Source organism: Lactobacillus sp. ESL0237 (genome assembly GCF_003692985.1).
GTDB lineage: Bacteria > Bacillota > Bacilli > Lactobacillales > Lactobacillaceae > Lactobacillus > Lactobacillus bombicola.
The window spans coordinates 167,191-181,053 of record NZ_REHE01000010.1; the positions used below are offsets into that span (position 1 = coordinate 167,191).

General features: G+C 34.2%; 17 protein-coding genes and 1 pseudogene. 3 read left to right on the top strand and 15 right to left on the bottom strand.

Features of this window, described 5'->3' with window-relative positions; all coding sequences use genetic code 11:
* Nucleotides 1-13 precede the first annotated feature (13 nt).
* A complete protein-coding gene (locus F5ESL0237_RS06185; RefSeq protein ID WP_233551944.1) occupies nt 14-967 on the bottom strand; it encodes a sugar phosphate isomerase/epimerase in 954 nt (317 codons plus the stop codon).
* 366 nt (nt 968-1,333) lie between these two features.
* On the opposite strand from F5ESL0237_RS06185, the gene rpe reads away from it, so the two are divergent.
* From rpe to F5ESL0237_RS06200, 3 genes are all read left to right on the top strand, one after another.
* Entirely contained in the window at nt 1,334-1,984 is a 651-nt protein-coding gene (gene rpe / locus F5ESL0237_RS06190; RefSeq protein ID WP_122022170.1) for a ribulose-phosphate 3-epimerase, read from the top strand.
* Between the two features lie 2 nt (nt 1,985-1,986).
* On the top strand, nt 1,987-2,481 hold the full coding sequence (gene rpiB / locus F5ESL0237_RS06195; RefSeq protein WP_122024916.1) for a ribose 5-phosphate isomerase B: 495 nt from the start codon (nt 1,987-1,989) through the stop codon (nt 2,479-2,481).
* 67 nt (nt 2,482-2,548) lie between these two features.
* Nucleotides 2,549-3,574, top strand: a complete 1,026-nt coding sequence (locus tag F5ESL0237_RS06200; RefSeq protein ID WP_090092403.1) for a LacI family DNA-binding transcriptional regulator — start codon at nt 2,549-2,551, stop codon at nt 3,572-3,574.
* Between the two features lie 215 nt (nt 3,575-3,789).
* Here F5ESL0237_RS06200 and F5ESL0237_RS06205 read toward each other — a convergent pair whose 3' ends face one another.
* The 14 genes and pseudogenes from F5ESL0237_RS06205 to F5ESL0237_RS08480 form a co-directional block, all read right to left on the bottom strand.
* Nucleotides 3,790-3,978 carry a hypothetical protein gene (locus F5ESL0237_RS06205; RefSeq protein WP_122024917.1) on the bottom strand — a complete coding sequence of 63 codons (189 nt, stop codon included), beginning with the start codon at nt 3,976-3,978 and terminating at the stop codon, nt 3,790-3,792.
* Nucleotides 3,979-4,326: 348 nt separating this feature from the next.
* A complete protein-coding gene (locus F5ESL0237_RS06210) occupies nt 4,327-5,421 on the bottom strand; it encodes a restriction endonuclease subunit S (protein ID WP_158592432.1) in 1,095 nt (364 codons plus the stop codon).
* Nucleotides 5,414-5,722 carry a hypothetical protein gene (locus tag F5ESL0237_RS06215; RefSeq protein ID WP_122024919.1) on the bottom strand — a complete coding sequence of 103 codons (309 nt, stop codon included), beginning with the start codon at nt 5,720-5,722 and terminating at the stop codon, nt 5,414-5,416. The genes F5ESL0237_RS06210 and F5ESL0237_RS06215 overlap by 8 nt, the downstream gene beginning before the upstream one ends.
* Before the next feature lie 36 nt (nt 5,723-5,758).
* Nucleotides 5,759-6,070 (bottom strand): hypothetical protein, encoded by a 312-nt coding sequence (locus F5ESL0237_RS06220; RefSeq protein WP_122024920.1) that lies wholly within the window; start codon nt 6,068-6,070, stop codon nt 5,759-5,761.
* A 133-nt stretch (nt 6,071-6,203) separates the two neighbouring features.
* Entirely contained in the window at nt 6,204-6,413 is a 210-nt protein-coding gene (locus F5ESL0237_RS06225; protein ID WP_122024921.1) for a hypothetical protein, read from the bottom strand.
* Between the two features lie 131 nt (nt 6,414-6,544).
* Nucleotides 6,545-8,161, bottom strand: a complete 1,617-nt coding sequence (locus F5ESL0237_RS06230) for an N-6 DNA methylase (RefSeq protein ID WP_122024922.1) — start codon at nt 8,159-8,161, stop codon at nt 6,545-6,547.
* On the bottom strand, nt 8,142-11,171 hold the full coding sequence (locus F5ESL0237_RS06235; protein WP_122024923.1) for a type I restriction endonuclease: 3,030 nt from the start codon (nt 11,169-11,171) through the stop codon (nt 8,142-8,144). The genes F5ESL0237_RS06230 and F5ESL0237_RS06235 overlap by 20 nt, the downstream gene beginning before the upstream one ends.
* Before the next feature lie 52 nt (nt 11,172-11,223).
* Nucleotides 11,224-11,448 (bottom strand): helix-turn-helix transcriptional regulator, encoded by a 225-nt coding sequence (locus tag F5ESL0237_RS06240; RefSeq protein ID WP_122025073.1) that lies wholly within the window; start codon nt 11,446-11,448, stop codon nt 11,224-11,226.
* Nucleotides 11,449-11,450: 2 nt separating this feature from the next.
* Nucleotides 11,451-11,711 carry a hypothetical protein gene (locus F5ESL0237_RS08460; protein ID WP_233551945.1) on the bottom strand — a complete coding sequence of 87 codons (261 nt, stop codon included), beginning with the start codon at nt 11,709-11,711 and terminating at the stop codon, nt 11,451-11,453.
* A gap of 61 nt (nt 11,712-11,772) precedes the next feature.
* Nucleotides 11,773-12,276: a hypothetical protein gene (locus F5ESL0237_RS08465; protein WP_199688771.1), complete on the bottom strand. Its 504-nt coding sequence runs from the start codon at nt 12,274-12,276 to the stop codon at nt 11,773-11,775.
* A gap of 135 nt (nt 12,277-12,411) precedes the next feature.
* Complete coding sequence (locus F5ESL0237_RS08470) at nt 12,412-12,804, bottom strand: hypothetical protein (protein ID WP_199699526.1); 393 nt, start codon at nt 12,802-12,804, stop codon at nt 12,412-12,414.
* A gap of 18 nt (nt 12,805-12,822) precedes the next feature.
* Nucleotides 12,823-13,083: a hypothetical protein gene (locus F5ESL0237_RS08475; protein WP_199688773.1), complete on the bottom strand. Its 261-nt coding sequence runs from the start codon at nt 13,081-13,083 to the stop codon at nt 12,823-12,825.
* A pseudogene (locus F5ESL0237_RS08635) lies at nt 13,068-13,299 on the bottom strand (ABC-three component system middle component 7). Before F5ESL0237_RS08635 ends, F5ESL0237_RS08475 begins: the two are co-directional and overlap by 16 nt.
* Nucleotides 13,283-13,783 (bottom strand): ABC-three component system protein, encoded by a 501-nt coding sequence (locus F5ESL0237_RS08480; protein ID WP_199688774.1) that lies wholly within the window; start codon nt 13,781-13,783, stop codon nt 13,283-13,285. Before F5ESL0237_RS08480 ends, F5ESL0237_RS08635 begins: the two are co-directional and overlap by 17 nt.
* Between the last annotated feature and the right edge of the window lie 80 nt (nt 13,784-13,863).

Consider the following 13,863-nt stretch of genomic DNA (forward strand, 5'->3'; position numbering starts at 1 on the left):
ACAAATTAGAAATCTATTTTTGTAAAAATTCAAGCATTAAATTTCTTGCCTTCACTCCATCATTAGAGTCAATAACCTGCTGAATTTTATCCATACCTATTTGATCAAGTAAATCTAATAAATACTTGAGCATTTCAATATTTGATTTTGTTTCATCTGAAGGATCTTCTCTCACAGGTTCTGTATCAAAGTAAATCATGCCGTCAAAATTATATTTTTTCATATAATATAAAAATTCAAGTGTCTTAAAAGGTGTTACTGTACCAACCATTAATCCGTCATCATGCACTCCGTATCCATCATTTAAGTGGACGCCAAAAAGTTGTTTTCTACTACAAAAGAGTGCAGTACCCATTGCTGGATTTTCATGTTTCATCAACATGTGGCAATAATCTAGTAAAACTCCAAAATTTTTGCGGTTAATATCATGGAGCATCATTTCTACTATTCCCATACTATCAACGAAAGCATAGCCACGAGGTTCATATGGCTTATATTCAATACTCCATCTAATGTCAGGAGCATAATCTGCAACTTCTTGACACGCTTTGACAATTCTATTCCAATATTCAACGTAATCTATTTGAAAACTATAATCAAAGCCATCATGCGCACTCCAAATATTAATCATTGATCCACCAATTGCATGGCAATAATCTGCGGCTTCTTTACACATTTTGATGGCATCTTGATAAAGTTTTTCATCTGGATTACCCAAATCTCCAGTCAAATAGTGTGTTTCAAAACGCATCTCCATTCCATTTGGCTGTAGATTATGTTTATCAAGCATCTCTTTCATATGTTCTGGAGTAATGCCAAGAGTTTGTTGTGGAAAATTAATATCAACATAGTTGATACCTACTTTTTCTAATTGTTCAAAGACTTTTTCCAGATCATTATTATAGTGGGGTAGATATGCATTTAATCTTGTAGCTAATTTTAATTCCATGTGATAGATTCCTTTCATTTCATCTTATCCATAATTGTTATCGTTTACATTTTCAATTATAATCAATAATTTTCATATTTCAATAATTATTTTTCATATTTTTTCAAAAAATTACAAAAAAATATCATGAATTGCAAAACAGACACGCTAGTTATTAATTAACTTTTCTTTTTATTTGGTTAATCCTCCTTGATATTTTTTGAGCAAACGTTTTCTCTAATTTAAATGATATATTAGCATGCTTTTTTAATTTGTCAACCATCAACCTAAATAGCAATTATGAATATGCTGATATAACAAACAAAAATGTTCGGGTTGACTATTATTTAATTCAATGTTAAATTCATTTCTGAGAAAACGATTGTTCAAAAAGGAGAATAATTTATGGAACGATTACTATGTCCGTCAATGATGTGCGCTAATCTAGCCAACATTAAATCTGAGGTCTCTAATTTAATTAAAGCTGGCGTTGATATTTTCCATATGGATATTATGGACGGTATTTTTGTACCTAACTTTGCTTTAGGTTTAGAAGACTATAAAGCAATTCGTAGCCTGACCTCCTTACCTATGGATGCTCACTTGATGATTAAAAATCCAAATCAATATATTAACTTATTCAGTAATGCTGGGGCTGATATTATCTATATTCATCCAGAAGCAGATCCAATTCCTACTAGCACATTATTGAAAATAAGAAGTTTAGGTAAGCGTCCCGGGATTGCAATTAATCCTGGTACTTCAATTGAAACAATTAAAGAACTATTACCTCTTGCAGATTATGTAATGGTCATGACTGTCAATCCAGGATTTGCAGGTCAAAAATTTTTAGATTTTGTCATTCCTAAGATTAAAAATCTAGCACAACAAAAGCAAGAAAAAGATTTTACTTTAATGGTTGATGGCGCTATTTCACCAGGAAAAATCAAAGAATTATCAGCTATTGGTGTCGATGGTTTTATTTTGGGAACGTCAACTCTTTTTGGAAAACAAGAAAATTATTCTGAAATCATCAAAAAATTACGAGGAGAATAATTATGAAAAACTTAAAAATTGCATTCGGTTCTGATCATGTTGGCTACGAACTAAAACCTGTAATTATGGAATATGTTAAGTCACTTGGTTATGAAATTTATGATTTTGGTACTTATTCGAATAAACGAACTGATTACCCGCTTTATGGTAAAAAAGTTGGTGAAGAAGTAGCTGCTGGTAATTATGACTTAGGAATTGTCATTTGTGGAACTGGGGTTGGTATTTCAATTGCTGCTAATAAAGTTCCTGGTATTCGTGCGGCATGTGTTAGTGACCCATATTCAGCTGAATTATCAAGACGTCACAATAATTCAAATATTTTAGCTTTTGGTTCACGTGTTGTTGGATCTGAATTAGCAAAAATGATTGTAAGATCTTGGTTAGCTGCAGAATTTGAAGGTGGCAGGCACCAAAGACGAATTGACGAACTAGCTGCAGAAGATGCACACGATAACCAAAAGTTTGATAAAATAAAAAATAATATTACTGAGATATAAAAAATTAATTAATGATTGGTCATAATAGCTCACATTAATTAATGATTTAGGAGAATTAAAATTAATCGTGAGTAATAAAGTTTCTATCAAAGAAATCGCTAAATTAAGTGGTGTATCAGCTTCAACTGTCTCACGCGTCATTAACAATAATGGGCGCTTTTCTGAAGAGACAAAGCAACGCGTACTTGCAACCATTAAAAAATATAATTATCAAACTAATAGCTTTGCCAAAGGTCTTAGAATGCAACGCTCAAATACAATTGGAATTATTGTGCCAGACTTAGCAAATACTTTCTTTTCTTCACTAGTTGAAAAAATAGAAAACAACTTTTTTTCTAATAATTATTCCACTATTATTTGTGATACTGGACGTAATTCTCAAAAAGAAATGACTTACCTCCAAATGTTAGAATCAAAACAGATTGATGGCTTAATTGTAATTTCTGGTGATAATCCTTTTAATACTAAAATTCTTAGCCGAGATATTCCAGTTGTTTGTATTGACCGTGAACCTAAAAATCAAGATACAATCTATGTAGGGTCAGATCATTATATGGGAGCTAAAATAGCTACCCAAACTCTAATCAAAGCTGATACCCAACCATTACTATTTACAATAGTTGGTAGCTCCTCATCTATTAAGCATCGAATAAAAGGCTTTAAGGATACTATTAAATCACTTAATTTAAATAGTAAAATTGATAATTCAATTTTCTACCTTAACAGTACTTATAAGCAAGGCTCAGACGAACGAAGATTAGAAATTAGAACTATTCTACGAGACTTAGTTCAAAAACAAAAATTACCTTTGGGCATTTTTGCTACAAGCGATACTCTAGCTGCCGATATCCTAGTTTCTGCACGCGACCTTCGCTTAAATATTCCGGGAGATGTAAAAATTATTGGCTTTGATGATGCTCCAATTGCCAAATATTCATTTCCTGAACTTACTACTATTAGACAAAATGTTGCAGAAATTGCCTTACGAGCTAGTCAGCATCTAATTAAAGCAATTAAAAGTGAAGATACTAAATTAGTTTCAAGCGAGCATGATATCATTCCGGTTAATTTGATTGAACGATCAACGTTATAATTATCAAAATTAAAAAAGTAGGTATAAAATATGTACCTACTTTTTGTCTTATAATAAATTTTAATGTAGCTGAATCCATCTGCCACTACGGATAATTGATTGTTATATTCATCGTAGTATAGTAACTTTAGGTTTTTTTAAAGCTACTAAGCCTGGGTACTCAGATTTAACTTGTAAACCTTTAATCTTTACAACTAAGAATTTTACCAACTTTACTAAAATTTAAAATCATTATACTTTAAATTGTCTTCCATAATAACAACATTAAGTCTAATTCCTTTAGACTTTTTAGTTTTAAAATCAATCCGTTCTTCTTTTGAGGACAGTATTAACTTTTTAGATTCAAAGAACCCTTTATTATCGAAAAAGTGAAAATCACTTAAGTGCTTTAACTCTCCAGCCATAATTCACCTCCAATACAAATAAATAATAAATATTAAATTACCTTTAAAACAGCATTTTTATAATATTTTAAAAAACAAAAAAGGAGACACTATCAAAAACCAAAATTGCTCAAGTTTATAATATCAATATCTCCTATTAGTCTTAAAGATTATTTTACTTATTTTTACATAAAACAACAAATTATTATATACATATAAAATTGCTTGTATACCAACTATATCTATCGACATACAAAAATCCAAAAATTCTATACCACAATAAGCTTTTAAGAAACAGTTACCTTCACGCACTCCATACTATAATCTCAAACTACAAAGCATATATATTAAATAATAGTTATATTGTTACTAATAATTACTGTCATCTTCCACAACTTTTTTAGATTGTTCAATAACTTTATCTTTATATTTAACAACATCTTTGATAGTCACTTTTTGAATTACCTTGATATACTTTTCCATATAGTCAAAATCTATATTTTCAGTATCTAAAACTACCGGTAAATTTACATTTAAAGTTTTTAGCTTATCCCATGTCATCATATTAGAATAGGAAAATTTTCGTTGCAAAAATTGAAACGAACCTAACAAATACAGCGCCACTTCTTTATTTTTTATTATTTTGTCATCAAATGAAAAAACATGATTGTGAGTAGCAAGTTTATACCTAAAATCTCTGTAATAAGAATTTCCAAAAAAATCTATGGTTATAGTATTAGCAGGGAAGATTTTAGCCTTTTTATCTGTTTTCCCTTTTATACCTAGATTTGTTTTTCCACTATTTATAAAATATTCACCTCTACCATTAAGATCTTTCTGTTGAAGATCAATGTTCCCCTTTCCAGGTGTAGAAAATATTTCTTCTACTTTGAATTTTTTAAACTTAGGCTTATATGCTAATACTTCTTTATCTTCACCTGTTAATTCATAATTATCTAAGCCAGTAACAGTTAAATAGTTAGCAAGTGCCTTCACTTGATCTTCCATATATTCCCATGCCAGCTCATTGTCTGTAAATGGCAAAGTAATATATTGCTCTTTTATTCGATTCCATATAGCTTTATTTGTCCAGCTATGGCTTGCATAGATTGATTTGTGTAATGCACCTGTAATGTAAAGTCCTTGCTCCTTATTGTCAAAAACATGATTTTTAATTTTCACTACATACGCATCCTGCAAAATTGAAAAAGGTTCACTTTGATAAAAAACAGCCCCACTATTAGCACCATTAGCCGATACGCTAATTACATTACTTAAAATTACTGAGCACTTATCTTTGGGCGCATATCGTGCTAATCCTTGATTATAAATTCCGGCTGCAAGTAAGGGGGTATCATTAATTTTATCCGGAGTACTAGGATATTCATGTGCATTTCCTTCAACGTTAGATACATCAACTTTTTCTAGTACTTCTGAAATCTTTACTTTTTTAAACTCAATCATTTTTAGTACCATCTTTCAGCAAATTACTTACTTTCCAGCTTAAATATTCTGCGACTACTTTTTTAAAATCTTTTTCCGTAGGTGTCGTATCAATTACTTGATGTTGTCTAAAAGTCCAATCTTGACCTTTCAAATTAATAGTATCACGAACAACTTTACCGTTTTCCTTAGTATAATAGTTTGTTTTTGTTTTTTTACCTAAGATAATCGCTTCAACTTCAGCATATCTTTCCTTTGCATGATCTGTATCACGTAAATTAGATTTTTTACGATTTTGACACGTGTAACCATCTTCAGGCATATCTACAAAAGTAACTAAATTATCTTCATTATGTGGTTAAGCAACCTTAAATACATAAATAGCAACTTGAACTGACGCTTTTCCAGAAAACAAATCATTAGGCATATGTATAGCTGCTACTAATGTATTTTTTTCTAAAATTCTTTTGGCAAACGGTAATCCACTCCCACTTCCAGCATTTTCTTGAATTAGTATTGCTGCATAGCCTTGTGTCATTTTAGATAGTTCTTCTTCTACAAATATAAGTCCTTTGCATTCTGCAGAATAAGATGAATTTAATAAGAAAACTGTTGCTGGAAATGATTTAGCTAAATTGTTATAGATGTTATGAGTGTCGTCATTATACATATGAGTTGATCCGTCCCCTATTAGTATCATATTTAGAACTGCTAAGATATAAATATTACCTAAAATCTCAACACTAATAATTGATTTTGCTTAATATTTTTAATTTGTTCAGCTAATACTGTCTTCTGCATCTTTAATCATAATATCCATCGCAGAAACTAGGAATCCACCAACTACCTATAGCCAAATCTATTTTCTTGTTATCTTGGATACCAACTTTACGAAATACAAAAGGGCGTAGAAAGCCCATAACTGCGCGTTTTCCCGCCGTTCTCCGGCTCCAGGCGGACGATGCCCGGCCACGGAATCTGGTCTGGTTTTGAGTTTTCACTGCTGCCATCATGGCCGTTGACATCTCCTTCGGTAAACACTTACACTAACCTTGAAAGGTAAAGTATATTCTTAAACGGTACAGAATAATCTTGAAACGTGCAAGATATTCTCGAAAGGTTATCCCATTGTGCTCAACAACATCTATAATTTTTCTCCCCGGTTCAATCTCCTCTGTTGTAAGGTTTTCCAAATATTTCTAGCTTCTTCACACCAGCTTTTAGGAATACCTAAGCACTCAACTAAGAGTTCATTATCAACTTTTTCAAGAGCCTTAGCTATATCGTCATCTTGTCGTACAATCTGGTCAATGTATTGTAACAGTTTCACTTTCAGGACTTTATCCACATTAGAAATATCTGGTACTCTTATTTTTCCCATTTCTCTTGGCAGTATTTCTAGTACGCCTCCGCCATAACTTCTTCCACAGATTTCTGTAAAAGCAAATGATATGCTGTTATAATAGGAAAGCAATACATCTTCGCCACTAACACCTTCATGAAATTTCATTCTATGCATTGTGTCTGTTGAAACAGCTCTGCATTTATTTAATACAAATTTTGGGTAAAGGTAGTTTCGTCTTAATAAAAAAGCATCTGGCACCCAAACTGATGGAACAATATACCATCTATTACGAATTTGACACTTATAGCCTCTGTTTTCTTCGTGTTCTTCTCCATAGGCTATATACTGTTTATAGCCATACGGATATTCATCATACGGTTCATCAGGAAAGCTTAAAAGCATGGCTCTTTTCCCAGCTTTACGATTTTGAGTCCAATCTTCCTTGGTAAAATAAATCCCATGAACGTGTGAGCTTCTACCAATTAACGGCAACGTAGTGCTACCCAATCCGTAATTCTTTTCTGTTTCCTCTGTGATAGAAAAGTATTTATTATTTCCCGTAGTGATCCCAACATTTATGATTCCATAATCACTAAGATTCTTAAACCGAGAATCAGCTCGTATTTTGTCAAGTAGCCCTGTCTCTTTATCAGAGGTAAAATACTTGGTCCATTTATCGTGTTTATCAGCAACATTTTGATAAGTGATCTTACTTAAATCCATTTTCCTAAAATCGTTAGCATCGGCAGCATCAACGATTCGGATTTTTCCATTACCAACACCCTTCTTACCGTAAAGAACAATTGTTTCCTGCTGTACATCAGAAAAAATCAGCTCTTTGAAAGTAATAACTGTTATAAAATCTAGCTTACTCATTAAGAAAGTTCTCAAGTCCTCTGCGTAAGCCACTTGAAGTAGTTCTGCCGGTATGACAAATGCTATAATGCCATCATTGGAAAGCATCCTGACACATGCCACCAAAAAGGCAACCCAGGCATTTATTAACTTATTAGATTTCATCCCATTTGTAGTTAAAATTTTTGCCTGGAGATTGCGCTGGTTATCAGTAAGATATTGATACCTTATGTAAGGAGGATTTCCTATTATTAAGTCGTACTTTCGTTCTGAATTATAAAAATCGAAAAAATCCTCGCACGAAATATTGAGTTTATGATTTTCGCTAAATTTCCTTTTAGCTGCTTTTATAGCATCTTTATCATTATCAATAGCAGTTATATGCGCATTGGAACATTCGTTCTCAAGAGCATTAATAAACACCCCTTCTCCACAGCTTGGTTCTAAAATACTTTTTATGTTAGCCAGATTTATTTTATCGACTATGGCATTTGCTAAAATCCTCGGAGTATAATAAATTCCTCTTAATTTATTTTCCGGATTATTTTCCTTTAAGAGCATTGCTGTACCTCATCTTGTACACATATTGTATCTTTTTCTCGATGTCCAATATGAGCTTCTTTTTTCGTCGTTCTAATACATTAAGCTGAGCTTTCGATACATCTCTTGATGATAATTGATCATTAATCGAATAAATTTCTTTCGAGCTTTTTACAACATCGTCATATAGTTCCTTTTGATCCTTGTCTTCCAAATTTAACGGAATAAATGGGAGACTTTTTAAAACAGCTGTACCACGTGACACAAAACCATTTTCGAAATCACTTCCGTAAATAGAAATAATCTTTTCAGTATATGGATTTGTAAGCCACGCTTGAATATATTCCAAGCTATATGGCGAGTTTTCTTTTTTAGCAATGGCACAATATCCAGCGGTTCCTCCTGATGCTATTAACCAGTCTTTATCATCATATGCATACATAGGTTCCTTGCTTAGAATACCAACGATCAATTTTGGTGTATCTGTAAAAGCAGACAACGCCTGAGAGCGTCCATACTGATACCATGTATCTTCTGTAGCAAAGGGGATATCTCGTGTACCCTCTGGGGAAATTGATTTAGGAACAAGCGCATTGTAATTATCCTCAAGATATTCCAACGTCCCAGAGTATTTGCTCTTCATTTCTGAAATTGGAATCAACTTACCATTTTTATCATAAGGAAAAATGATAAATTTGTTGGTGTTCAATATACTATATGAGTTAAGGCTTTTTTCCTCCCGTTTTACCGGTTTAAAAAACGGTCTAAGTATTTCTTTCTCAATTCTGTAATTCTTCCCATTTCTTTTTATCTCAACAGTTTTTCCGTCATCTGAAACTGTTTCATCTTTTGTAAACCAGTAAATTGGTTTTGGTCTTTCTGCGCTTGTTTGAATACCATTAAAAATATCCACGTAATCTGTAATTGGACTAGCTTTTTCCTGAATCCTTTCTAATAGCTTCATGAATGTAATATCAGAAGTCAGTCTCCAGGAGTCAGATGTTAAAATATCCTCATTAAGTTCAATTGAGTCTTTCTTCTTTTCGTCCCATAATGATGCTACGGAATTCAAACTTGAGTACTCAAAAGTCTGCTGTTGATTCTTCTGGATTAAAAGAATCGAGCTGTATATTGTTTTATTTGAAAAAAGCTGAGCATCTCCAAAATCATCCAAGCTTTTCAATATTTTTTCTTTGGCAATAAGTCCTCTTAGATTCTTTCCTGCTACGATCTTAAAAAATTTATTAGGCACAATATAGCAAAGGAATCCCCTGTCCTTTAATTTAGAGATAGCCCTTTCTATAAAAATAAAGTACTTATCGAACTGCTTATAGGAGGTAGTGTATTTTTTCTTATAAATTTTATCTACCTCAATGCCCGGCAAAAGATTATGCATATCCGATGTGCTTACATAAGGTGGATTGCCGATAATGGCGTCAAAACCATTTACCCCCATATCGTCCCAATCAAATGGTACGAGTTCCATCCGTTCATTTTCTGAAATTGAGATACCTTCAAGCAGATTATTATCAACCAATGCGTTGCCATAAAAAATATTTGCAGATAAATCCGGAAGAATCTTTTTGCTTGAGGATACAGACGGTTTCGTTTCATTTTCGATAAGTTTTATAAGCAAAGAGAACTTTGCTACTTCAACTGCGTGCACATCAATATCTATGCCGTATAAGCAATTTACAAGTATTTCCTTTTTTTCATAAAGAGGTAGCTTATAGCGTTTACCTGAAATTTCTTCCAAGTGACCAACGTCACCGTTCTTTAAGTACCAAGCAACACAGTAATCCTGTAAATATTGAAAAGACTCCTCCAAAAAAATACCGGAGCCGCATGCAATATCCGCAACTTTTAAGGCTTTTATTTCTTCGGGAGTTTTTCCATCACACAGAGGTTTGAGCGCTTTTGACACCATATAACGCACAATTTCCACAGGTGTGGTAACGACCGAGCGATTCTTGCAGTCCTTTTTTTGCGTGAGTTTTACACGATTGTCCTCAATTGTCAGCTCCTCTGTAAGAAACATCTCGTACATTTTCCCAAGCATATTAGGCTCAATGATGTTAAAAAGATAAGGGCTTTGTGGATAATATAGGCCTTCTATCATTTCTTCAATAACTTCATTATTAAGATCAAATATTATCGGATCACTTGCAAAAAGTCCGGAATTATATCGTCTGTCGGCCTCTTTAAACATTTTTTCCAGTTCAGAATGCAACTTGGAATGATCCTGTATATTTTTTTGCAGACTATGATAAACCGGTAAATTCCTATCTTCACAAATTCGTAAAAAAACAATCTGATTAATAAATTCTTGAACAAAATCATTGAGAATTTCAGCATTAGTATATTCTACACCCTTTTTATAGAGAACATTGGCTAATTCGACTCTCCATTCATTAATCTGCTTTAAGAAATATTCATCAACAGATTCAGTATCATGACCAGCACCCGAAAATTTCTCATTGAAATAATCATCGAACTCACCAGAATATACTGACTCCCTAGAAAGGAGATGGTATATTTCATCAAATTTTGATACATACTCTGTATAATTATACAGTTTGAATCGTGCAACATTCGGAGCTTCCCCCTCTTGCAGAACGGTTGTTGTATCATATATGGCTAGATTTTCAAAATTAGTCAATACAACAATTTTATGGCCGGCGTTCCATCCGTATTTTCTTGCTTGAACAGCAGGATCGGAATCAGTAAGGATATTTACTGACGGTTTTTTTGCCTCCACAAACAATTTCGGAACACCACTTAATGTCAATGAATAATCCGGCCGTTCTTTGCGAGATAAATTGAATTCAACAATCACCTCTCTATACTGGGCATCTACTCCTTTCTTGTTTGTAACATCCCAGCCAAGTATTTCAAGAAATGGGTCAATAAACTCATTTCTGCAGGAAGTCTCATTATATTTATTTTTCGTTGCCTTCATATATCGTAAATTACGACCAAATGAATCGACCAGTAATTGTAATTTGTTTAATTTGTCAGCCATATCAGCCATATATGTTGTCCTCCAATACAAGACGATTTTATCTTTTCGCTTATTTTAGTTCCTAGTGTTTTGCCGACTTGCTTCTATCAGGAACGGTTTCCGCAATATCGTTCAAATTAACATTTAACGATTCGCATATTCTAAGAAGGACGTCAGTGGTAACATTCTCATCTTTCCCTAACTTCGCCAGTGACGATGAACTAATGCCAGCCGCCTTCCTTAAATCCGTTTTTTTCATATCTCTGTCAATCAGTAGCTTCCATAATTTTTTGTAGCTCATTTTTATCTTCATGACTTACCCTCTTTTGTATTCCATGACTGTCCATACAGTTTTTCATCGCCTCCAAAGAGTCGTAAAACAGTATGCTCATTTAGAATCCGCTGCGTTTCCGCTGTATAAGCACTCTGACGGTCGAACGAGATAAAAATCTGCTTGTCATTCTGCTCATACAGTTCCATTATTCCTTCAACAAGACCAAAGCCAAGATCTCCAAACAACAGGGAATCATGAGCAATGGCTGGAAGACCCGTACTGTTAAGAACAGCCAAGTCATATATTATTTTGGCCTTGAAGGCAGCAGCTGACCCTATATCATCAGGTATCTAGAAACTATAGCCTGTTATATGCATTGATTTTTAGCACCGGTGGCTTATGTTCAATCGCGTACAGCGTGCTGTTATACTCAGCCATCCGGTCATTAATCGTATTTTGAATATCAGATATAATCTTTTCTGTCACCTTTCTCAACTGGTTATCTGCATATTTTTTCGCATCCTTCAAATCCTTCAATGTAAGATAAGATTCATTCTGCGTCTTCAGTGCATCAATCACTCTCTTTATTTCTGAGTGTTTATCAAGAAACTCTTTTGATATATTTCCGACGAACCCAAGTTCCTTAATTTGTTCATCCACTGATCTTTTCTGGTCTTCCAGATCCCTGATATCGGATTGAACCTCCTGCTTTTCTGTTTCAAACTGGTCATCAAGAATCTGAGCCAATTTTCTGTGATGATTTTCTACTTCATACAGTTTCCTTATATTTGTATCTGGAAAGAACTCCTGTAGCGAATCGAGATCCGCTTCTGATGAATAAAGACCATATTCCAGACTCATATCAAGCAGTTTTAGCCTTCGTTGTTGGCCTAGATTTGCGTTTCAATCTGTAATTTCTGGCCTCGCAATTCAACTTTCTGTTTATTTTTCTCTATGTCCTCTTCCGAATGAATCTCAGCCTATTCAGAAGTAAGGTTATCTAAATTCCACCTGCAAAGAATTGATCTTCTGAACATTGGCCTCATACTGCTTGTCGCCGCCAGCAAGGTCCGATACGAATCTGTACTTCCTAGCGGCTTTATAGGCCGAAAGCTTTTCTTTATAGACCTCAATGTCCTTATATCGGTCAAAGAGAGTGACCAGCCTATCCAGCGACTTTTGCATGTTGTCGCCCTTGATTCCATATAAAGGGGGTTCATATTCGCTGACATCACTCTTTATAATGAATACGAAAGAAACTACTAAGCACCTGTCGAAAAGACAGTCCGGGATAATTATTCCATACTTATCAGCTAGCCATTCTGTATACCTATGTTTAGGCCATTTTTTCTCTGTCTGGTGGTACCCCTGCTCATCATGACCGCACACAATAATCTCATCCGCATTTTATGTGGATCTGGCAAAATAATACGGTTGGTCGAATATAAAGGCAAAAAACATTGTGTGCTCGCCTACATGTTTCTCCCAATCTCCCTTTAGATATGTATCTCCACCAAACACAAAATCTATTACCTGTAGTGCAGAAGACTTCCCGATTGAATTTTCGTCAACCATCCCAAGTACAACATTCAGGCCTTTATGAAAAATAATCGGTGGGCGTTCTTTTCCGTATTCACGAAAAACAGGAAACATTATCTCTGCAAGCATATAAACACCTCCCCGTCCTTATCCATGTCGATAGCCCTTAGAGCATAAATGCAATCCATCACTGACAAAAAATCTGTAGGGTCTTGCAAGTTCACCACACATCGAAACATATAGCTCCTTTACCAAAACTGGAGCCTGTGAAAGCCTTTTTAGCACCTTCGGCATTAACGCCAGGGTGCTATTTTCATATGAATAAAGCTTATTTGGTAATTGTATCAAACACCTCACAGCTCTGGATAAAGTAAGCGGCGACAATCTGGCAGAACAAATTATCTTGTAATGAGACTCTGTGGATTTTATCCGTGATCTCATTAAAAATCTCTAACCGTGACTTGTTTGCCTTTTTAAGTTTCCGATATAAGGTATGCATCTGATCTCTAATCTCTTCATAGTCAATTACATTCCCTTTATCAAGATTGATTATTATTTCCTTGATCCGAAAGAAATAAACGCTCACATATCCCTTAACTGTGTAATAGATAGCTGCACCTTTTGCCGGGTCTAATTTCTGCTTTATTTCTTTCGGATCCAGCAACGCATCCGCAAGGTCCTTCTCGTTCAACTTAGAAATCTTAGTAATAACACTAATGATTTCTTTTTCCAGCGGCAGATCATCTAACAAGTGCGCACTATGCTGATAAGTTGCCAGCACCTTCTTTACTTGTTGAAGCTCTTTGCAGACCTTTTTGTCTGAATCCAATAGCTAAGTAGCATGGCACTGCGGACACATTGCCAGAAGATCTACTGAGTTCCCGGCTCCGCCCGGTCAATCAGGCTCAC

Bases quoted from the DNA above. Each gene is read 5' to 3' on its own strand.
- F5ESL0237_RS06185 (WP_233551944.1), bottom strand. From the start codon at position 967: ATGAAAGGAATCTATCACATGGAATTAAAATTAGCTACAAGATTAAAT.
- rpe (WP_122022170.1), top strand. From the start codon at position 1,334: ATGGAACGATTACTATGTCCGTCAATGATGTGCGCTAATCTAGCCAAC.
- rpiB (WP_122024916.1), top strand. From the start codon at position 1,987: ATGAAAAACTTAAAAATTGCATTCGGTTCTGATCATGTTGGCTACGAA.
- F5ESL0237_RS06205 (WP_122024917.1), bottom strand. From the start codon at position 3,978: ATGGCTGGAGAGTTAAAGCACTTAAGTGATTTTCACTTTTTCGATAAT.
- F5ESL0237_RS06210 (WP_158592432.1), bottom strand. From the start codon at position 5,421: ATGATTGAGTTTAAAAAAGTAAAGATTTCAGAAGTACTAGAAAAAGTT.
- F5ESL0237_RS06215 (WP_122024919.1), bottom strand. From the start codon at position 5,722: ATGCCTGAAGATGGTTACACGTGTCAAAATCGTAAAAAATCTAATTTA.
- F5ESL0237_RS06220 (WP_122024920.1), bottom strand. From the start codon at position 6,070: ATGTATAATGACGACACTCATAACATCTATAACAATTTAGCTAAATCA.
- F5ESL0237_RS06225 (WP_122024921.1), bottom strand. From the start codon at position 6,413: ATGATGGCAGCAGTGAAAACTCAAAACCAGACCAGATTCCGTGGCCGG.
- F5ESL0237_RS06230 (WP_122024922.1), bottom strand. From the start codon at position 8,161: ATGCTCTTAAAGGAAAATAATCCGGAAAATAAATTAAGAGGAATTTAT.
- F5ESL0237_RS06235 (WP_122024923.1), bottom strand. From the start codon at position 11,171: ATGGCTGATATGGCTGACAAATTAAACAAATTACAATTACTGGTCGAT.
- F5ESL0237_RS08465 (WP_199688771.1), bottom strand. From the start codon at position 12,276: ATGAGTCTGGAATATGGTCTTTATTCATCAGAAGCGGATCTCGATTCG.
- F5ESL0237_RS08475 (WP_199688773.1), bottom strand. From the start codon at position 13,083: ATGCTTGCAGAGATAATGTTTCCTGTTTTTCGTGAATACGGAAAAGAA.